This is a genomic window from Segatella hominis (assembly GCF_004535825.1).
GTDB classification, from domain to species: Bacteria; Bacteroidota; Bacteroidia; order Bacteroidales; family Bacteroidaceae; genus Prevotella; species Prevotella hominis.
This window is the reverse complement of sequence record NZ_SGVY01000020.1, coordinates 1-20,177: the sequence shown is the minus strand read 5'-3', so window position 1 is coordinate 20,177 and position 20,177 is coordinate 1. Positions and strand designations below refer to the sequence as shown.

19 protein-coding genes are annotated in these 20,177 nt (G+C 36.2%); 2 read left to right on the top strand and 17 right to left on the bottom strand.

The genetic code is table 11. The annotated features are described in order from the left end of the window. Positions 1-6 precede the first annotated feature (6 nt). Both EXN75_RS08870 and cdd read left to right on the top strand, forming a co-directional pair. Positions 7-1,296 carry a M64 family metallopeptidase gene (locus EXN75_RS08870; protein WP_118117140.1) on the top strand — a complete coding sequence of 430 codons (1,290 nt, stop codon included), beginning with the start codon at positions 7-9 and terminating at the stop codon, positions 1,294-1,296. Positions 1,297-1,395: 99 nt separating this feature from the next. Continuing rightward, complete coding sequence (cdd, locus tag EXN75_RS08865; protein WP_134843525.1) at positions 1,396-1,875, top strand: cytidine deaminase; 480 nt, start codon at positions 1,396-1,398, stop codon at positions 1,873-1,875. Here the strand turns inward: cdd and EXN75_RS08860 are convergent, their stop codons facing one another. The 17 genes from EXN75_RS08860 to EXN75_RS08780 form a co-directional block, all read right to left on the bottom strand. Then, positions 1,876-2,499, bottom strand: a complete 624-nt coding sequence (locus tag EXN75_RS08860; RefSeq protein WP_134843524.1) for a tetratricopeptide repeat protein — start codon at positions 2,497-2,499, stop codon at positions 1,876-1,878. It abuts the gene before it with no gap. A gap of 42 nt (positions 2,500-2,541) precedes the next feature. Then, positions 2,542-4,011, bottom strand: a complete 1,470-nt coding sequence (locus EXN75_RS08855) for a right-handed parallel beta-helix repeat-containing protein (RefSeq protein ID WP_134843523.1) — start codon at positions 4,009-4,011, stop codon at positions 2,542-2,544. 32 nt (positions 4,012-4,043) lie between these two features. Continuing rightward, entirely contained in the window at positions 4,044-5,264 is a 1,221-nt protein-coding gene (locus EXN75_RS08850) for a glycosyltransferase family 4 protein (protein ID WP_246031341.1), read from the bottom strand. 57 nt (positions 5,265-5,321) lie between these two features. Then, positions 5,322-6,440, bottom strand: a complete 1,119-nt coding sequence (locus EXN75_RS08845) for a nucleotidyltransferase family protein (protein ID WP_246031340.1) — start codon at positions 6,438-6,440, stop codon at positions 5,322-5,324. A 74-nt stretch (positions 6,441-6,514) separates the two neighbouring features. After that, a complete protein-coding gene (locus EXN75_RS08840) occupies positions 6,515-8,110 on the bottom strand; it encodes a DUF2079 domain-containing protein (RefSeq protein ID WP_134843522.1) in 1,596 nt (531 codons plus the stop codon). A 105-nt stretch (positions 8,111-8,215) separates the two neighbouring features. Continuing rightward, a complete protein-coding gene (locus EXN75_RS08835; protein ID WP_134843521.1) occupies positions 8,216-9,034 on the bottom strand; it encodes a glycosyltransferase in 819 nt (272 codons plus the stop codon). A gap of 19 nt (positions 9,035-9,053) precedes the next feature. Continuing rightward, entirely contained in the window at positions 9,054-10,127 is a 1,074-nt protein-coding gene (locus EXN75_RS08830) for a GDP-mannose 4,6-dehydratase (protein WP_134843520.1), read from the bottom strand. Positions 10,128-10,176: 49 nt separating this feature from the next. After that, positions 10,177-11,232, bottom strand: a complete 1,056-nt coding sequence (locus EXN75_RS08825) for a glycosyltransferase family 4 protein (protein WP_134843519.1) — start codon at positions 11,230-11,232, stop codon at positions 10,177-10,179. A gap of 31 nt (positions 11,233-11,263) precedes the next feature. Further along, a complete protein-coding gene (locus EXN75_RS08820; protein WP_134843518.1) occupies positions 11,264-12,169 on the bottom strand; it encodes an ATP-grasp fold amidoligase family protein in 906 nt (301 codons plus the stop codon). A gap of 5 nt (positions 12,170-12,174) precedes the next feature. Beyond that, positions 12,175-13,263, bottom strand: coding sequence for a glycosyltransferase family 4 protein (locus EXN75_RS08815; RefSeq protein WP_134843517.1), 1,089 nt, complete (start codon positions 13,261-13,263; stop codon positions 12,175-12,177). Then, positions 13,264-14,364, bottom strand: a complete 1,101-nt coding sequence (locus EXN75_RS08810; RefSeq protein WP_134843516.1) for an EpsG family protein — start codon at positions 14,362-14,364, stop codon at positions 13,264-13,266. Between the two features lie 3 nt (positions 14,365-14,367). Beyond that, on the bottom strand, positions 14,368-15,540 hold the full coding sequence (locus tag EXN75_RS08805) for a glycosyltransferase (RefSeq protein ID WP_134843515.1): 1,173 nt from the start codon (positions 15,538-15,540) through the stop codon (positions 14,368-14,370). Further along, a complete protein-coding gene (locus EXN75_RS08800) occupies positions 15,537-16,484 on the bottom strand; it encodes a glycosyltransferase family 2 protein (RefSeq protein WP_134843514.1) in 948 nt (315 codons plus the stop codon). The genes EXN75_RS08805 and EXN75_RS08800 overlap by 4 nt, the downstream gene beginning before the upstream one ends. 8 nt (positions 16,485-16,492) lie before the next feature. Further along, on the bottom strand, positions 16,493-17,524 hold the full coding sequence (locus EXN75_RS08795) for a glycosyltransferase family 2 protein (RefSeq protein WP_134843513.1): 1,032 nt from the start codon (positions 17,522-17,524) through the stop codon (positions 16,493-16,495). A 5-nt stretch (positions 17,525-17,529) separates the two neighbouring features. After that, on the bottom strand, positions 17,530-18,435 hold the full coding sequence (locus EXN75_RS08790; protein WP_134843512.1) for a glycosyltransferase family 2 protein: 906 nt from the start codon (positions 18,433-18,435) through the stop codon (positions 17,530-17,532). Beyond that, positions 18,435-19,049 (bottom strand): acyltransferase, encoded by a 615-nt coding sequence (locus EXN75_RS18495; protein ID WP_134843511.1) that lies wholly within the window; start codon positions 19,047-19,049, stop codon positions 18,435-18,437. Before EXN75_RS18495 ends, EXN75_RS08790 begins: the two co-directional genes overlap by 1 nt. Positions 19,050-19,051: 2 nt before the next feature. Then, positions 19,052-20,044, bottom strand: coding sequence for an oligosaccharide flippase family protein (locus EXN75_RS08780; RefSeq protein WP_281279465.1), 993 nt, complete (start codon positions 20,042-20,044; stop codon positions 19,052-19,054). Between the last annotated feature and the right edge of the window lie 133 nt (positions 20,045-20,177).

Sequence of the window (20,177 nt, the reverse complement as noted above, 5' to 3'; positions counted from 1 at the left end):
AAGAAAATGAAGAAGAAAACACTGATCATTGCAGCTCTTGCTATGCTCATGATGCCAGGCAAACTCCTGGCACAAAACTTCAACGACTATTTCGTTGACAAAACCCTGCGAGTAGATTATACCTTCGTAGGAAATGCAAAGCAACAGATGATTGCAGTAGATGAACTGAACGTCATGCCCCGCTGGTATGGTAAAAAGCAGCGACTGGGCGAAGTGCCTGTAGAAGGAAACGGACAAATCACAGTTCGTGCCCACAAGACAGGTGAGGTCATCTATCGCAACTCTTTCTCTACCCTCTTCCAGGAATGGCTTTCCTACCCGGAGGCTAAGAAGAATACACAGAGTTTTGAGAATGTATTCCTCGTACCGATGCCAAAAGACACGGTGGACATCACCCTGTCGCTCTTCAACAACCGCCGTGAGGTTACTGCATCACTCACCCATCAGGTAGTGCCTACCGACATCCTCATCCACCACAAGGGAGAGAAGCCGACAGCATACGAAACCATCCAGCAGGCAGCCGATACAACTCGCTGCATCCATATTGCTTACGTAGCAGAGGGATACACAGATGCAGAGATGGACACTTTCATCAAAGACGTAAAGGATGCCAACGAAGCGCTCTTCAATCATGAGCCATTCAAGAAAATGCGTGACAGATTCAATGTCATCGCCGTAAAATCACCATCTGAAGAAAGCGGAACGAGCGAACCAGCCAAAGGAATCTGGAAGAATACTGCACTCCACTCTCATTTTGATACATTCTATAGCGACAGATACCTGACCACACTCCATCTGAAGGACCTGCACAACTGGTTGGCTGGTACCCCATACGAGCATATCATTGTACTGGTAAATTCCAAGAAATATGGTGGAGGCGGAATCCTCAATTCATACAACCTGACCTCTACCCACCACAAGTGGTACAAGCCAGTAGTAGTACATGAGTTCGGGCATTCCTTTGCTGGTCTCGCAGACGAATACGCCTACGATTTCGAAGAGATTCCGATGTATCCACACGACGTAGAACCTTGGGAGCCGAACATCACCACGCTGGTCAACTTCTCCAGTAAGTGGAAAGACATGGTTAAGAAGGGAACACCTATCCCTACCCCTCTCTCAGAGAATACCAAGGTGGCAGAAAGCAAGGTGGGAGTCTTTGAAGGTGCCGGCTACAGCACCAAGGGAGTATATCGTGGCGTTCAGGATTGCCGCATGCGCATCAATGACACGCCAGAATTCTGCCCTGTCTGCAAGAGAGCTATCACAAACCTAATAGATTTCTATACCAAATAGTCTTCTATATAAACTTCAAGAATAAAAAAATAACTGAAACCTATTTTCAGTAGAAATAGGTTTCAGTTATCTGTTACAAAACCAAAACTCCTTAGAACTATGAAAGAAAGAAAAATTGAAATTGAATACCAGTTTGCACAATTGGAAGAATTGAGCCAGGAAGAACAAAACCTGGTGAAAAAAGCTATTGCTGCTACCCAGAATTCATACGCCAACTACAGTCACTTCTATGTAGGAGCCTCCTGTCTTCTGGAAGACGGTAGCATCGTCATCGGTGCCAACCAGGAAAATGCAGCCTTCCCATCAGGACTCTGTGCTGAAAGAACGGCAGTCTTTGCAGCACAGGCAAACCATCCGGAATTGTCCATCAAGACCATTGCCATCGCTGCAAGAAATGCCAACGGATTTCTCAAGGATCCGATTTCCCCATGTGGAGCTTGCCGTCAGGTCATCCTCGAAATAGAAGACCGCTACAAGCAACCAGTACGCATTCTTCTCTATGGCACAGAGGGCATCTATTGCTTCAGAAGCATCAAGGACCTGCTTCCTTTCTCTTTCGTAGATGCCAATATGAGATAACTACTTCAGCAGATCGCTGATTACAATGCCTATCACCTTAGGCTTCAATCCATCCAACATGTGGCTGACCTGTATGATACGGGCCTGCATGTCGGGTGTGTCCCTATATTTCTGATAAGCATCCTGAGCCTTAAGAAATTCATTCCATGCACCCACCCAGTTTTCCATAAACAGATGACAGAAACCTAAGCGGTAATAGGCATCCGGCTTTTCATTCTCATAGCACAACGGCAACATTGCCTCATACATAGGGATGGCCTCCTTGTACTTCTGCAGATAGAAAAGACTTTCTGCATTTGCCCAATAATAGAACGACCGTTCATGAGGGGAAAACAGAGCCAACTGGGGTATCGCCTCCGTCAGATACTTATTAGCATGTTCATAATCCCATTCATAATAATAGCAGACACCTAAATAGGCCTTGTATCTGGGATTGAGCCGATATTGCTTCTCCAAGTCCTGCATAATCATCAGGCACTCATGATATTTTTGAGAAGTAAAATACTCCAAAGCTTTGCCCAACCGCTCGGTAGCCTCATCATTGCGCTGGGCAAAAACCAAAGAAGGGACAAACATCAAGTTCATCCCCAAAAAGCACAAGACCCATTTTCTATATGTACTCATCTTCATAAGCTACATTTCTCCTGATAAGTCATAAAAGAAAAACTACTCTTCTTTTTTCTCCTCCCGATACAGGAAACATCCTGCATCAGCCTTGTCTTCTTCGCGCTTGAGACCATTGCGATCATAAGGCAAAGCGGTCTTTGGATCGGCTGCACCAATGGCAGCAGACTTGGCAGACAAGTGGAAATCATAAATCAGATTTTCAGTATCGAAAACTGAGAAATGCTTCTCGCCATACATGGTGGTATCCTTCACATCTTCATAGACAACATGGGTAAAACGGAGACTGTCCTCCGTCATCATCTTCTCGGTACGCAACACACAATGGTCGAAACTGAACTTGAGCGGTTCTTCCTCTACTGGCGTCCACAGTACCTCATCATTACCATATCCCGTAACGAGAGAATTTCTGACGTCCAATGTATCTATAGGAGCCTTGAAACCGATTGCAGAACGTCGATTGCCATTAAACGGATAGAACTGTGCAATTGTACTATTGTTGACATCCACATGACCACCCTCTACATAGAGACAATGATTGAGCGTATTTGAAATCTGCGTATTATAAACCTGTACCTTGGCATAAGAAATCGCTAAGCCATAGCCTTGGCAGTTATGGATAGTAGAATTTTCTACCAGCAATTTCTGGGTAGCAAGATCGCAGGAATCCACTACAATACCATGATAAGCACTATGGAGATCAGTATATTTCAGTTCATTATCAGCAGAAGCCTCTCTCAATCGGATGCCCTGCCATTGTCCGGGAGTACGGTCGTATGGCAGATAGTCAAACATCCGGTCGATACGGTCGCCCCTCATCGTAACCGGTTTTTCGGCAGTACCTGCAGCCTTCAGTTTACCATATACATCAATACCAGCATTCTCATGGAAATAAAGCGTAGCACCCTCTCTGATAGTGAGTGTGCCTAAGCTATCTACCTTGATTCCGCCATAGATAACGATTGGTTTCTGGTAGCCGCTTTCATCCGGTTCACCCAGAACAGTTTCCTCACCTTTCTTCACTTCCAGACCGTTGTGCATCTCTGCATCCCATGAAAAGGCACGCAGATTAATCTTCTGCCGCACCCCACTTTCTAAGGTAAAGACAAGGTCGTCCTCCACCAACTGCGGTTCATTTTTCTCCTGCAGAGCAGAAGTCAATTCCACGAATACACGGATGCTGTCTCCCTTACGGATCTCGACATCACTTGTCTGAAAACCAGCAGCCTGTCCGAGAAACGTACCATCCACATTCACTCTGAAACCTTCCTGATTACCACCTTCCAGACGGATATTGCTACATCTGATACCTTTTCCAGAACGGTTGTAAACCCACATCGTTTTAGTTGGTGTCGGCACATTCGAGAAGGTAGTATCCAACCTTACCGTATCAGTAGAAAAAGTCAGCAAGTCTGCCCGGGATGAAGAAAAATCCTCATCATCCATACAGGAAGACAAACTTACGATTCCTAATAAACCTATAAAATATAATATAACCGAATTCTTACTCATACTTATAATAACGCAAGAACTTGCAAATTATTCTATATTTTATCAACCATCTTTCTGATAAAATGAAAAGTTCGCCCAGTTTCCTGATGACTCTTGATGGCAAGCCACTTGAGACAACGGTAAGGCAGACGATGGTGATTCATCTTTCTGACCGTATAATAGAAGCCAACAGTATTGAGGAGTCCGATGCCGAACACAACGAGGAACTGTCCTGTAGGTCCCATACCAAACAGGTAAACCACAAACCAGCAGGCAACCACCAGTACATTGATGAAAATGATAGATACAGTGGTGCCGATATGAGAAAAACCTATCTCGACAAAAAGATGGTGCAGATGACTCTTGTCGGGACGGAAAGGCGATACACCCTTAAAGATTCTGCCTATCATCACCCTCAACGTGTCGAAAACCGGCACACTCAGTACACTCAGGCAGAAGGCTACCACACCTATTCTCGGATGATGCCACTGAACCAAAGAGGCATTGTCTATCAGTCGCATACAGAAGATACTCATCAGCATACCCATCATCAGCGTACCGGCATCTCCGATAAACATCTTGCTTTTAAGTCCGAACACATTGTGAAGGAAGAAAGGGATAAGCGCACCTGCCGAGAGGGAAGCCATGGTAGACATTGTGCCTTCGAAGGAAGAACAGAACACCAGTCCGAAGCACAGACAGGCGAAGATACAATATCCGCTGCTGAGACCATCCACACCATCTATCAGATTGATGGAATTGATGATTCCGCAACAAGCGATAAAGGACAAAGGTAAGGAAACATAGACGGGCAACTGCCAGATTCCGAACACTCCATGTAGATCATTGATACTCGTCCGGTCCATCTTGATGATAAAAGCCACCATCGCCAACTGCAGAACTAACCTCAGCACGGGACTCAGTCCTATCATATCATCCAGCATACCAATATACATCATCATCGTCAGAGTAATGATGCAGGTGAACAGGGCATACGTATTAAAAAAGGTGGAAGTGGCACCTGCTCCCATCACGATACCGAAGAATACCGCCATACCTCCCATGACAGGAATCGGTGTACGCTGCAGTTTGCGTCCGTCAGGTTCATCAACCATGTTTCTGCTCTTTGCCATCCTGACGATGAAAGGATGGATAAAGGCAGTAATAGCCAAAGCTAAGACGAATGGCAAGATGATACCAAAGAGCCACAACTTAGGAGTCATGTACGCGAACATGCCGTCCGTGGAAGTTTTCAAATTTTCTAAAATGTTCATTTTACTAAAATGTTCAACTATTTTTAGCACACAATCTGTGCATATATGAGTGGTTATTTATCTTCCGAAAATCTGCCATTTAGAGTATTTCAAGAAACAATAGACAGCTTCAGCAGGGAATATCTTTCCTACTCGCCAATATACAGGGAACTGTCCGAAGGCTGTATGTAGTTTCTTCACCCACTTATTCGTATCCTTCGACAACTGCTTAGCTTTCTGCAAGGCGCCGAAATTTCCCGTTTTGAAGATGGCATCCATCAAGGTATCTGCTTTCCGGTTCCATCGAGCATCATAAAAAGGCATTTTCTTCTCAGGGAAACCGAGTTGCATCACTGCCAGGGAGGCAAAAGCCTGCCAGAACTTCATGATTCCCAAGAAATTCAAATCATCCTCAAGAACTTTCATATCTAACTTATCGAAATAAGCATTGACAAACATCATCCAGTCAGAAATCTGTCGAAGTCCCACTCCACCGGTCATGAAATGATTGAGCATGTGGGTAAAGATGAATACGGCATCAAACTGCAAGGAAGGCAGAATAAGTCCCTGTTCCACTCTCACCTCCTGATTGCGCTTGGCATTCCACTCAATCAATCTGTCAGTAACCTTCCGATTGATGATAAAACTGTACTTACCATGCAATTCCACGACAAATCCCATAGCCTGAAATTCTGCATGCGGACTCTTTTCATCCCATTTACAAGAGTTAGAGATAATCTCCATCAGGCGACATCCTTTCAAGAATTGCTGGTCGTCGAGAATCAGCAAGTCGATATCTCCACTTTGTCGGTGAAACGGACGGAGATAGCACATTGCCACTCCCTGTCCTTTCAGCAATCTCGAATTCACATCTTTCTGTTTCAGCTTTTCCATAAGCACAAGTGCGAAATCATTCATTCGCTTGTTTGCATCCTCAATATCAGATGTTTGCGAGATTGCATTGAGGTATATTTTCTTGGAAGGTCTCAGTTCTGCCGGCAAGAAAGTCAGAGCGTCCGTGACGACACCCATAGAAGTCTGCAAGTTAGCCAAATCCATGACCGCATCCCATTCCTCATCCTTCATTTTTTCCAGCAGTCGGATATCATCCTGCGACAATCCACCCTGCTTCTTCTCCCACAATCCCAATCTAATGAGTAAAAGAAAAACCTTCTGAATATCAGTCATTGCATTCATTATTTTCTCAACATTTTCTTATATATCAATCCGCGCACCCAGTTTGGCATAACACGAACGGTATATACCCCATATTAATTCAGTTCATAACATCTTTCACCTAATCTTTTGATTTTACCCTGTCGAGCCGCCTTTTCAAGAAGATAATTTATATTCTCTACCTCTGCAACTATACATATCGTACCATCATTTCGATGACGAGAAAGAACACGCAGCAATCCTGCAGAATCTTTTTTTTCTATTTCTAATGTAAAATAGCAATCTATATTTCGATGATCTTTTATCAACTTACCAAAACTATCACCATGTTGGTGTTTATTTCTTCTCATTATCCATCCATCTTCCATTAAGAGATTAACAAACCAGCTACATTCAGACCAAGATAATAATAAAAGATTATAAGATTTACCTTTCAATAACTCATAAGCTTCTCGCCTATATGACTCTTTCCTTTGCTTATGGCTATAAATATAAAATGGATAAAAAAGATTACCTGAAGCCAACATAAATTCGTCTTCTGTAGGAATCAATTGACCTGCACCTATGCCAAATTGAGGACGATAAACACTATTTCTGTTTTCTGCTAACAATACAAAAGGACCAATATGTGCTTCTGATTTTTTCTCATTTCTCCATGGCCTATCTGGGAAATCAATACGTATAGAAAATATTAAGAAAAATAATATACCACAATATATTCCATATTTTAGAAAATTACTCTTTAGATTCAATATTACTCGAAGTCCTATGGAATAAATTACAGCGACAAATGGTAATAAATAAAGATAATGTTTAGTTGCACATCCTGTATTACGAAACATATAATGTAGCAAAAGGATTGGCAGCAAACAGAGGAACAACAGTTTATAATGTTTCGTCTTCACAATATTAACTACCCCTAAAGGAAGTAACAAGACTCCCAAAGCGGTATAAAACGTAAATACAGCAAATTTAACTTCTGGCGTGAAAACAAGATTATTATTCATTGAATTATAAGAAGCTAATGATTCTATTGGATTAGCTTTCATCAACCAACATCCTAAACATACAAAGGTAATAACAGCTAATGCATAAATTACACTTATAGTCATAGCCTTTTTCCAATTATATCCTTGATAAATAAATAAAGCGAAAATCGTTGGATATACAATTACAACATCCACCCTAAACAAAGGAGCTATACAAAACAACAGACCTGCTAACAACCATCTTGTTTCTTTCAAGAAAAGCAACCCCCAAATAAATAAAGAAGCAGCCAGAGTTGTAGAATTAGGATAATAAGCGCAGGCATATGTTTCTGGTATAAGAATTAGAGACAAAAGCATATACTCTTTATTCAATCCTATCACTTTATTACCAAAGAAGAAACATCCTCCAGCAAAAAATAAAGCAGCAATAGCTGTCAATAGACAGTAAATTTGTTCACAACTTAAAAAAGAAAACAAATATTTTAAACCAACAACTAACACCGTTACAAGTGGTTGCATATTGTATTCATATGAATAATTAGGGGGTAACAAATCACCGCCACCTGCAATATAATTGTTACATCCTGCAATAATGTGCATGCTATCACTTTCATAGCATGACAAAGGCCAAACACCCACTGCTGCCCATATAAGAAATAATGAGCAGATAATCTGAAATCGATATTTTTTAAAAAAACTCATAACAATTATCACGTAAAATAAAAAAATATAATCAAGATTTAATCTCTTAAAAACAAGTCTAAAACTAATTAAACAATAAAACCTTCTGAATATCAGTCATTGCATTCAATATTTTCTCAACATTTTCTTATATATCAATCCGCGCACCCAATTTGGCATAACACGAACGGTAAAACGGATAGCAACATTCATCATCATACGAGGCAAAGAAATAAAACCCAAACAGAAGATATTCCATTGGGTGATAGCCTCATCACAAGCATATTTCCATCCTCCACGTCGCATAAAAGTCTGCGGATCATAACGGAACCAGAGCAAACTCTCTTGGATGTTATACACCTGGCAACCATTCATCAGCATTTTAATCCACAGGAAATAATCTTCCGGAAAATACTTAGTCTGATATCCGCCAACCTTGAGCACTTCGCTCTTTCGGAACATAACGGTAGGATGGTTGACAGGGCATCGCTTCTTTGCATATTCACGAACCTCTTTAGGCATCTCCGGCAATTTCCTGACCGAGGTAACATGCTCTTTTGTGGTGATAAACTCATCTATCCACGAACTAATCATTCCATATTCCGGATGAGCCTCCATCACCTGCACTTGTTTTTCCATACGTTCCGGTTTGGCGATATCATCCGTATCCATACGAGCCACAATTTCGTTTTTACACTCCAGTATGCCGTCATTGAGTGCAAATCCTAACCCCCTATTCTTTTCAAACCGAACGACATGCAACTCTGGATATTTATTTTCATATTCCCTCACCACCAGTTCTAGTTCTTCGCCCAGCGTTCCATCTTCCACAAGGACGACGTCATTGCTCCTACAGGTTTGTGAGAATATGGAATCCAGCGCTTCTCGCAGATGCAGAGGACTCTCCTTGAAATATAACGAAATGAGGACAGAATAATTGTTCATGACGAGTAATATATAGATTTTATTTCAACGGGTTATGCTCGCTCTTATACCACTCCACGAGTTTCCCTATTCCCTCATGTAAAGAGATATGTGGCTTGTAACCAACCTCTTTCTCGAGTTTAGTTGTATCAGCATACGTTTTATAAACATCACCTGGCTGCATTGGCATAAAGTTTTTCTTAGCCTCTTTGCCTACAGCTAACTCTACTTCATTAATAAAATCCATTAATTTCACAGGATCACTACATCCAATATTATATATGGTAAAAGGTACTTTATTAGGACAATTCTCCGGATCTGGTTCTTTATCTATCACCTGTAATGTACCATTAACAATATCATCTATATATGTAAAGTCTCGACTCAAATTACCATTATTGAATACATTGATTGGTTCATCATTCATAATCAATTTGGTAAACTTAAAAGGAGCCATATCAGGTCTTCCCCAAGGTCCATAAACCGTAAAATATCTCAATCCAGTAGCTTTCAGACCGTAAAGTTTACAATAGGCATGAGCCATCAGTTCATTAGCTCGCTTACTTGCTGCATAAAGACTGACAGGAGTACCCACATGATCATCCTCAGAAAAAGGAACTTTCTCGTTCATTCCATAAACACTGGAAGATGATGCAAAGATCAAGTATTTCACATGATAATTACGACAACATTCCAGAATATTCATGAAACCAACCATGTTAGAATTCATATAACTATACGGATTCTGAATAGAATATCTCACACCAGCCTGTGCTGCCAGATTCATTACTTTATCAAACTTTTCCTCATTGAATAGGTTTTCCATTGCAACACGGTCATCAATAGCCATGCGCATAAATTTGAAATTAGGAAGTTTTTTACTATGATAATAAACTCCAAACGGCAAGTCGGAATATGGAGTCAAACTATCATTTCCATTTATTTGTACAGAATGACCAACACCCAGCAACTCACAAAGTCGTCCATATTTCAGCCGAACATCGTAATACTCGTTGATATTATCAACGCCAATTACCTCATCACCTCGTTCTGCCAGCATCATTGCTGTTTTGCTGCCAATAAATCCAGCAGCACCAGTTACTAATATCTTCATCTTTCCCAAAATTATAATTAATCATTATGTTAGTCTTAGTAAGAGTACACTATCTTTTAACAGACAAAAGAATCAGTTTCTCCCATTTTTTGACGATAGAATCAATTTTAAAAATAGGAGACATCGCCAAGCATTTGTCCGCAAATTGCTTTTGCAAATTTTCATCTCCCAAAAGGCGATTAAAAGCTTGTGCAAGACCATCTATATCTCCCAAGTCCACTAAAAGACCATTTTCACCATCATTTATCAATTCATCCGTACCTGAAACCTTGGTAGAAATTACAGGAGTTCCCAAACACATTGCCTCAATCATAGCATTACTCATGCCTTCGTAGTCACTAGACAGACAAAATACTTTCGAACGTTTTACCTCCTCTAAAATCTTAGTAGTAGTACCAGGAAGATCTACTCTGCCAACAAGTCCCAAATCCGCAATCAACTTCTCCAATTCAGAACGAAGATATCCTTCCCCATAAATCACCAATTTATAAGAAGGAAATGTATCCTTTACTTTTGCAAAAGCACGGATAAGCATCTGCTGATTTTTTTGAGGATAAAGTCTTCCTACAGAAATAATTCTATCATCACGCTCAACATTTGGCATATCAAATACCTTCTCATTTACTGGATTATAGATAATATGCGTTTTCTTGCGAACGATAGCATTATAGAAGTCTTTAATCTTCTGTGTTTGTACAACATGAGCTGTGGCTGTTGGCAGGAAAATCCATCTCAAGAACTTACGCAGTGGTCCCAACGTTGTGGGATCCTTTCTTTCTGAAGAAATCACAGGAATACTTAACCCCAGCAATGCAATCAACACAAATTCATAGACCGCTTCCATGAAAGCTATGACGCAATCGGGTTGTTCTTTCTTTATATACTTTCTGAACCACATCAAACGTTTAAACAAGCTATGGCCTGCAACATCTTCTGCATGGATAAGTTTTACTCCCTCATCCACTTTATAATAATCTTCTTTCAGGTTTGTAAGACAAATCATCTCCACTTCATTACCTTTACGATAGAATTCATTGGCAAGAAGAGAAATGACACGCTCTGCACCTCCCGAAGTCAAAGTCGAAGTTACAAAAATCAGTTTCATCGTTTATAATTGAGAAAAAATAGAGAATCTATTAATCAATAGGAGGAAGTTTCAGCAAATCACCAAGTTTGCTGTCCCATTTTTCAGGATGTATTGGAGTGAGTCCACTATTATGGAAAAACGTCAATTCGCCAAAATAAACAACGTGATTAATGATATAAAAATCTACACGTAAAAAAGGTATTCCTGTACATAGCTTTCTCGCATACTCTCTCATTTCCTCGAATTCCTTAGGTTTCACAGGTAATTCTTTGGAATTTGGATCCTTCATTCGTATTGGCAAACGTTTATAATCCATATCAAAGAAATCAGTAGTTGCTTGCTCTGCATTATCGTGGGAAACATACATCATAAATGGTTCCCCATTAAAACAGAAAAATTTGTAATCCGTAAGATTCTCTCCACTTTCATCCTGCATGAATTTTTCTGCCATTATCTTTCTTGGAACATTTTTATAAGGCCATTCACGATTAGTCATATAATAATCCTGATTAATCCCCTTCTTCAAGTTATTCGTAACTTTACTTATATTCAGTTTTCCTTTGTCTTTACAAATACACATTCCCAAACCTGAGTTGTGATTACATTTTAAGACAAAACTTTGAGGCAATTTATCAAAATCTATTTCTTCTGGATTATTCCATATTTTCAAAGTTGGAATAATATGTTCATCCCCTATGATTTTTGCAACATATTCTTTGGCTTTCACCTTATCTACCATAATTGTATATTCAGGCTTTCGATTATACAATTTCAGCCATTGCAATTTTTCATTAAAAGTCTTAGGATTTTTTAAATTCAACCTCTTTCCTATAGACAACAAATATACTATTTTCAAATACAATTCATCACTTTTTATAAAGCGTGAAAGTTTATGCACAATTGCCAAACAAGCGTATTGTGGATTTACTAAAGCCTTAATAATTCTCTTATCCATCTTTATTATAAAATTATTGATTCAATATATTTTTCCCAAAGGAGAATAATATTAGAAACAGAATAAAATTTTGCACGTTTAATGGCATTTTGTTGAAGTGATATACGATATTCATCGTCATCAAGTAATTGTTTCAAAGCTAAAGTAATTTCTTCTACATTATTCGTAGAACACAACATTCCTTCCATTTCATTACGAATAATTTCCCGCTGACGACCTTTATAGTCACAAGCTATACAAGCACAACCTTGACTCATTGCCTCTATCAATACCAACCCAAAACCTTCATATCTTGAACTTAAGACAAATATTGAAGACTTTTTATAATTTTCAAGTAGGTTTTCCCGAAATCCCAGAAACTCAACTTGTGAAGAGATTTCATTCTCACTGACTATCTTATTTAAAACAGCCATAGAATCCTTATTATTAAAATCACCAGCTATCTGTAGTTTCCAAGTTGGATATTCTTTAGCTAAATTACCCCAAGCTCTTAAAAGCAAATCAAATCCTTTACAATACCAAGCATCAATACGTCCAGCTGCTAATATTATTTTTTCCTTTTTTATTGTATTTTTTTCTTCTAAAGGTAAATATAGCGGATTGGGCATAACTGTAACATTCTTTAAACGGTTTCCGATACAATCAATATCAGCCTTTGTCAAAACGGTAACATGCTTATAAATTTTATTCAAAGAAAATTTTGAAAATTTCTCCATCCATGAAAACGAAGCACCATTAGGACGTTCAAAACTATTATGCTCAGTAGCTATGACTGGAACCTTTAATCCAATTGTTGCAACTCTTGCCATAAAAGAGCATAATTCCATGATACCTATAATAACGTCAGGATTATATTCTTTTATATATTTTCTTAAAGCATAAATCGCATATCCCCATTTTAGAATTCTATTATTATACTTCCCTACAAAATTTTGAAGCTTTATTTTAGAATCTAAAGAATACATTGCCTTTTCATGAGTATTCGTCAAAACAAATACAGAATGCCCCCTTTCCGAAAAACCATTGGCTAAAGTAGCAGCAACCCTCTCTGCTCCTCCATTTCTTAAACACGAAGTCACAATAAATATTTTCATTTACCTATCTATTTGAATTGCCTGTTGAACTTCCATATCTGACAACTGAATCGGTTTCCAATTCTGTATAAAAAAAAACGAATATAAAACAACTAGTACACAAAGATATATTTTTTGAAAAATTCCTCTAAAAGCTAAAATTAAGGAGGGAACTATTACCATCTCATAAGTAGCAAAGATTGTAGATGTTCGACCTGCAACAATAGCATAGTCATACAATACTATTAATAATACCGTAGAATAAAAATATCCAAACCTAATCAAATCATAACACTTAACATAATTTCTAAGCTTTTTTTCATAAATAGTAAATAGCAACAAAAAGCAACATTGATAATAAATCATAGGATTTGCAAGAGTGGCAGAATATTTTTTTATGCTATCATCATTTATATAACTGCTTGCTAAGTCTTGAATAAAACTTGAAGAAGACATAAAGTGCTTAATAGTATTTCCACCCCAAATAGCTACAATAAAAGCTAATAAAAGTCCTATAATAACATGTGCTTTTTGTAGTTTAAAATAATTAGCCAAATATAAAGGCAAAGCAATTATCATACTATGATGCAAACAATATCCTAAGAAAATAGTTATTAAAAACTTAAGTATTTTTTTTTCTTGCACATATTTTGTACCCAAGAACAAAACTAAAGGAATGGCTAATCCTGCACGTATTTGCATATTATTTCTACCTGCTAAAAAACGGGCCATATATACAGCAAAAGCCAATATCGGAAACAGGCAATAAGCCCTATTGAATTTGTACAAGAAGAAAAATGACAAACCTGATACTGTCAAAAAGAAAAAATGGGTATTATCTTTTATGGTCTTAATACAAGAAGTTAAAAGATAAAATCCCTTTTCACGATAACCCACAGGGGATTCTTCAAAGGAAAAATCTTTTAATAAAGGAGCATTTTGAAAAGAAAAGGCATATACACCAGAATCTGCCCAATCAGAATAATTACGTAAACCTACCATAAAAGTTACTACAATAAATGATAATAAGATATATTTCTTTTTATTATCAGATTTAATATTTGCACGCTCGACAAAGATTGCAAATATAATATAAAATATAAATAATGTAAAATAAAGCATACTTTATTTCTCTAAAATTATTTTTTCCCACAAATCTACAATAGAATTTAACTCAAACTTTTTGCTTTGTAATATTGCATTTTGTGCCATCGAAGATTGCAACTTGTCATCATTCATCAAATGCATTAAAGCATCTGCATATTTAGTGATACTAGTAGATTCTAATATAATTCCATTAATACCATTAGAAATAATATCAGACAAAGATGAAAAACTTCTTATCGCAATAGGTACACAACCAAATTGCTGCGCCTCCGTCAATGTTAGTCCCCAACCCTCATAAGCAGAAGTCATTATAAAAATGCGACTCTGCTTATAATATGTTAATGGATTTTGTCGACCACAAAATTCAACTCTTTCCAAATTCAATTGGGATACAAGTTTTTTATAAAAACCTGTATCATTACCATGTCCCACAATTTTCAAATTCCAATCTTTAAATTGAGTATGGTTCTCAATAATCCTCCAAACTTTGAGAGCAATTGATAATCGTTTTTGAGTTTCATTAAGTCTTGCAACTATTAATACTTGTTTTTTCTTAATACTAATATCATCCAAAGACAAAAATTGATCGTAAGACAAAGCATTTGGAATAATTGTCAACCGATCAATGTCTTTTAAACTTGCATAACTCTTATATTCAGTTAAAAAACTTTTTGACAATAATATTGTTTTATCTGAATATTGGTAAACCGTCCTATATAATTGCTTATTTCTTAAAGGGTATAAGATTTTATACAGAGGATACCCTACTATCCTTAAAATATTTTTAATATTTTCTTTTTGAGATTGACCTTTTTTCAGTTCATTATAGAAGTTTTTAAACTTTAAGGCTTTTTCCTCATAACCAGGATTAAAATGTAATACTGACAAAATTTTACAGCTTAAATGATTTTCTGTGATAAAACTTCTTATTTTTACAATATCACGCGTCATTTTTTGCATAATAATGACATCGATATGATTCATTTTTATATAATCAAACAAAGATGCTTCAGTAACATTAATCTCTCCGTCACATGGATTAATAGGAAAATCCGAATTAATCTCTGATTTATAAGCAGAAAATATTTTATACCCTTTCTGCCGTAACCCATTACTGAGCCGTGCGGTAATTCTTTCGGTACCACCTTTCTGCTCTGATACACGAGACGTAGTACAAAAAAGTATATTCATTTTTTCAATTTCCGTTTAATATGTCTTATAAAGAAATATAAATGAGGAGATAAAAACAATAATCTCTGATAAAAGCTAAATTGTACAATATCCTCATTTTGTTTAAAAAACAGCAAAAAATCAACCATTGCTTTTTTTTGTTGCTGATAGCCTGAATAATTACAAAGATTATTCAAGCAAAACATAGTAGAATCTATAACATTGGGAATCGTTTTCTGGACTATTTCCGAATAATTTTGTTTCATAAAATCATATCGTTGCCGAACTGCAAAATACCAATCTATAGCATCCTTTGCTTTCATTTTTTTGCCTAAGATACTATCAGAACGTTTTAAATAATTATAAGTGATTCCACTAGCTAAGTAGATGGTATTTGCTTTATCAAACAAAAGATAAGTCGTTGCAATATCTTCATATAACCTTCCATTTGGATACCGCACTGTTTTAAATAATGACGACTTATATATTTTATTCCAAGCAAAACTAAGCAATCTCCCTCCATGAAGTTCCAATAAAGCTTCCTTGCGAGAAAACTTATACTCTTTACCCACGCTTTGCTCTTCGACTCTATCTGTATATATATCCCGATATCCGAAAACCACAATGTCAGAATCTGTATCTATTGCTTTTTGTAACGCATAAGAGCAGAAATTTGTATCAACGAAATCATCACTATCCACAAACATAAAATAGTCACCTTTGGCTACTTTTATTCCTGCATTTCGTGCCGCTGACAGTCCTGCATTCTGTTGATGAATAGCAAGAATTCTCTCATCTTTAGCTGCATATTCATCAACCATTTTCCCACAAGAATCAGGACTCCCATCATCAACCAATATTATTTCTATATGTTGATAATCTTGTGACAACAAACTATCTACACAATGCCTTAAATATCGTTCAACCTTATATATTGGAACTATAATCGAAATTAAAACATTCATAACTCGAATTAAAAAAATTTCTTTATCAAACCAAAACTGATATAATCATAGTATTTTGGAAAAAGAAGAATTGTCAAGCATCGAAGACAACCAATCAACGAGAATTTACTTTTTGTAAAGAAATGAACATAACCTTTTTTCCACTCCTTTTTATGTTTTAAATATTCCATATATACTTCTGATTTTTTATCAGCCTTTTGAAAGGACAATAATCTAGCGTAAATAGTCATAAAGTATCGACTAACAAATACCCAATCGTCTGCACTACATACATTCTTCTTACAGAATTCATCCCAAACCAGAATTGTTTTTTTGGCAGCATCAACCATTTTCATTGTTGCAAACATATTTAAAGTTGTAACGCTACCTGGACGATACAACGTATATAAATAATGCGCAAAAGGGATATAATATATTTTCTTAGCATGAAAAAACAACCTCATGAAGAACTCATTGTCTTCATTGATAATTCCTTCAGTTAAAAATAAATTATAATTAAGCAAATATTCTCTTCGATAAACTAATAGCCAAAGAACTGCCGAACGAATTCTACTACCACATTCTTCACGAGTCAAAGGCTTATGATATAAATTTCGATGGAATATACCCCAATATCTATCATTTAATGTTTTCCAATAACTTTCAGTCTTCTTTTCAAGATCTAACTGCCTGCAATCAAAGACCAAGAACTCTGCATCAGAATACTGCTGAACATAATGCAATATTGTCTCAATACTATTCTCAGAGATTGCATCATCACTATCAACAAACCAAATATAATCACCTTTAGCTTTTCTTATCCCGGCATTACGAGCTGCACTTGCACCTGAATTCTGTTGTGAAATAATAGTCAAATTATTGTAATTTAATACATATTCTTTCACAATTTGTAACGTACTATCAGTAGACCCATCATCAACAAGTATAACCTCAAACGTAGTTTTATTAACTTTTTGCGAATATATAGTATCAAGGCAACGTTGAATGTACTGCTCAACATTATAAGCAGGAATTATGATCGATATTAAACAAGAACTCATAAAAACTACCTTTTATCATATTTTAAATGAGAAACATAAGCTAATAATTTTAAGAACAAAGATGGTTTCCACAATCTTAAAGATTCTTTACAAACATCGGCTGTTGTATATTTATTTTCATATAAGATTTTATAGATGAAACATTTTTGAAGCCTAACTTTATTTATCAATGATAAATGATAGTTAGATATTATAAAATCATATATTTTTTTATCTTCAACATCTTCCATTCCATTCATACGCATGAAGTTTGTGGTGTTTTTAGAATATATCCTATAATAATTTAGAGGTTCAGAGATCACTGCAACATCTCCTTTTTCTGCCATTTCTATCCAAAATAGCCAATCACCAGCTCCTCTAAAATCCATATATTGCTTATTTACTGTTAATGCATTGGACTTTCTGAAAACAACAGAACTCGCATTCCAAACTTTATTACCCCATATCAGAAATTTCATATTAAACTCCTTACCATTTAATCGAACGTCAGAAGCAAACATTGGCTGCAATATATTACCCTTATTGCCGTTTTCATCTATCTTAATGGAACGAGAAAATGCAAATGATAAATTCGAATTTCTTTCAAATTCTGCTACTACATTTTCTAAAAAAGTTGGTTCACAACAATCATCACTTTCTGCAATCCATATCAGGTCACCTTTTGCATATTGAAAACCACGATTCCATTGTATGAAAGGCGAACCACTATTAGTCTTATTACAAATAATATGAGAAATATGAACGTCTTTTTCATAACGTTTAATAATTTCTTTACTATTGTCAATAGAATTATCATCCAAAATAATAATCTCAAAATCAGTATATGTTTGAGCTAAAATACTTTTCAAACGAATATCCAAGTATTGAGCATGATTATAATTTGGAACTATTACAGAAACTAAATTGCTCATTATACTTTGAATTGTTTAATAATTCTTGCTGGAGAACCAGCTACTAACGTATATGGTGGCACATCGTGCGTTACAACAGAATTAGCCCCAAGTACAGATCCTTTTCCTATATGAACTCCAGGGCAGATTGTCACTTTATCCGCAATCCAGACATCATCTTCTATCACAACAGGTCCTTTAGATGTTATCTTGCGTTCAGAAGGATGTTGCAATAAAAACTCTAAGCAAATGTTACCATGAGAATTATCTACAATGGTAACTCGTCTTCCCATAAGAACGTGATTTCCTATAGTTATCGAATTAGTACATGCTAAATTCAGATAATCATGAATATGACAAAAATCTCCAATTTTTACCATTGGATTAAATTTATCACCATTCATATAATCAATTGCCATCAAATTGGCATGAGAACGAAGTATCGTATGTTCCCCTATTGTAATATACTTGCCACCAATAAGATTTGCTCCTCGCCAAATATTACAACTTCGTGCTGCATTGGGAATATTGTGCTTTATCCAGGAAGAATATAAAATGTTTAGTAAACATTGAAATTTTTGGTGTAACTTCAATGGATATAACACAACTAATATTTTTATTAATAGTCTAAACATATTTATTTTTTTATTTTGTTTTCAATAATCCTGTAAACTTCGTTTAACTCACTCATCTTGAGAATATATGCTATCAATATATAAATTGTAAATCCTACTATAATCGACAACAAAATAGCGATCCAATCTATGCTTATATATCTTACCATTTGAGACATTATAAATCCTATCAAAACAGAAATAATCAAAAATGGTACTATATCCTTTATTAATGATAAGACTTTTAAGCATAAAAGATTTCCTACATAATAAGTATTTACGAAATATGTAATGAAAGAACTAATTACTATACCTATACATAACCCACTTATACCAAAATGAATAGAAATAAAAAAAATGCACAGGAAACAAATCGTATTAATTATTCTTAGCTTAAATACTAAATCTGTTCTATTTAAAGTTTCCAATATGTTTTTATTCAAAGACAAAATAGGCGCTAACATAAAAGAAAAACACAAAATTTGTAAATATGGAATACTTAGCGCCCATTTTTCTGTATAAACCAATATAATTAAAGGGCGGGCTACAGCAGACAAAGTTACTAATAAAGGAAAAGTCAAAAAAGCCGTCATTCTTACCAGACGCCTATAATTCCTAATCAGCTGAACTTTATTATCTTGCATTTTGCTTAACAAAGGATAACTAACACTTAAAACAGTCTTATCTATCATAGATGAAGGAAGAGATGATAATGTTGATGCTTTAGTGTAATATCCCAATGAAGTCGCTGAGAAAACCTTTCCAATAACAAGATTATTGATATTACTAACTGTGGTAGAAACTATTCCATCAAAAAGTAGCTTATAGCTGAAATTTAATATATATTTGAAGGACTGAATTGAAAACGTCCATGAAGGTCTCCACGAAGAATTTTTCCAATACATGATTACAGCTATCAAAGTAACAGAAACATACATAAAAATTAAAGACCAAACTCCCCACCCACAGAAAGCAAGAATAACAGCAATTATATTTGCTATAAAATTACTAAGTATGTTTATAACCTTAATTCCGCAACACTATAGTTTAACATTATTTATAAGTGCCTGAGCAACAAAAAGTTGCCCAGGATTTTGCCATGTCAGAATTTTCACTTACCTTAGTGTTGCGAAAAGAAGACAAGCAAAA

Bases quoted from the DNA above. Each gene is read 5' to 3' on its own strand.
- EXN75_RS08870 (WP_118117140.1), top strand. From the start codon at position 7: ATGAAGAAGAAAACACTGATCATTGCAGCTCTTGCTATGCTCATGATG.
- cdd (WP_134843525.1), top strand. From the start codon at position 1,396: ATGAAAGAAAGAAAAATTGAAATTGAATACCAGTTTGCACAATTGGAA.
- EXN75_RS08860 (WP_134843524.1), bottom strand. From the start codon at position 2,499: ATGAGTACATATAGAAAATGGGTCTTGTGCTTTTTGGGGATGAACTTG.
- EXN75_RS08855 (WP_134843523.1), bottom strand. From the start codon at position 4,011: ATGAGTAAGAATTCGGTTATATTATATTTTATAGGTTTATTAGGAATC.
- EXN75_RS08850 (WP_246031341.1), bottom strand. From the start codon at position 5,264: ATGAACATTTTAGAAAATTTGAAAACTTCCACGGACGGCATGTTCGCG.
- EXN75_RS08845 (WP_246031340.1), bottom strand. From the start codon at position 6,440: ATGAATGCAATGACTGATATTCAGAAGGTTTTTCTTTTACTCATTAGA.
- EXN75_RS08840 (WP_134843522.1), bottom strand. From the start codon at position 8,110: ATGAGTTTTTTTAAAAAATATCGATTTCAGATTATCTGCTCATTATTT.
- EXN75_RS08835 (WP_134843521.1), bottom strand. From the start codon at position 9,034: ATGAACAATTATTCTGTCCTCATTTCGTTATATTTCAAGGAGAGTCCT.
- EXN75_RS08830 (WP_134843520.1), bottom strand. From the start codon at position 10,127: ATGAAGATATTAGTAACTGGTGCTGCTGGATTTATTGGCAGCAAAACA.
- EXN75_RS08825 (WP_134843519.1), bottom strand. From the start codon at position 11,232: ATGAAACTGATTTTTGTAACTTCGACTTTGACTTCGGGAGGTGCAGAG.
- EXN75_RS08820 (WP_134843518.1), bottom strand. From the start codon at position 12,169: ATGGATAAGAGAATTATTAAGGCTTTAGTAAATCCACAATACGCTTGT.
- EXN75_RS08815 (WP_134843517.1), bottom strand. From the start codon at position 13,263: ATGAAAATATTTATTGTGACTTCGTGTTTAAGAAATGGAGGAGCAGAG.
- EXN75_RS08810 (WP_134843516.1), bottom strand. From the start codon at position 14,364: ATGCTTTATTTTACATTATTTATATTTTATATTATATTTGCAATCTTT.
- EXN75_RS08805 (WP_134843515.1), bottom strand. From the start codon at position 15,540: ATGAATATACTTTTTTGTACTACGTCTCGTGTATCAGAGCAGAAAGGT.
- EXN75_RS08800 (WP_134843514.1), bottom strand. From the start codon at position 16,484: ATGAATGTTTTAATTTCGATTATAGTTCCAATATATAAGGTTGAACGA.
- EXN75_RS08795 (WP_134843513.1), bottom strand. From the start codon at position 17,524: ATGAGTTCTTGTTTAATATCGATCATAATTCCTGCTTATAATGTTGAG.
- EXN75_RS08790 (WP_134843512.1), bottom strand. From the start codon at position 18,435: ATGAGCAATTTAGTTTCTGTAATAGTTCCAAATTATAATCATGCTCAA.
- EXN75_RS18495 (WP_134843511.1), bottom strand. From the start codon at position 19,049: ATGTTTAGACTATTAATAAAAATATTAGTTGTGTTATATCCATTGAAG.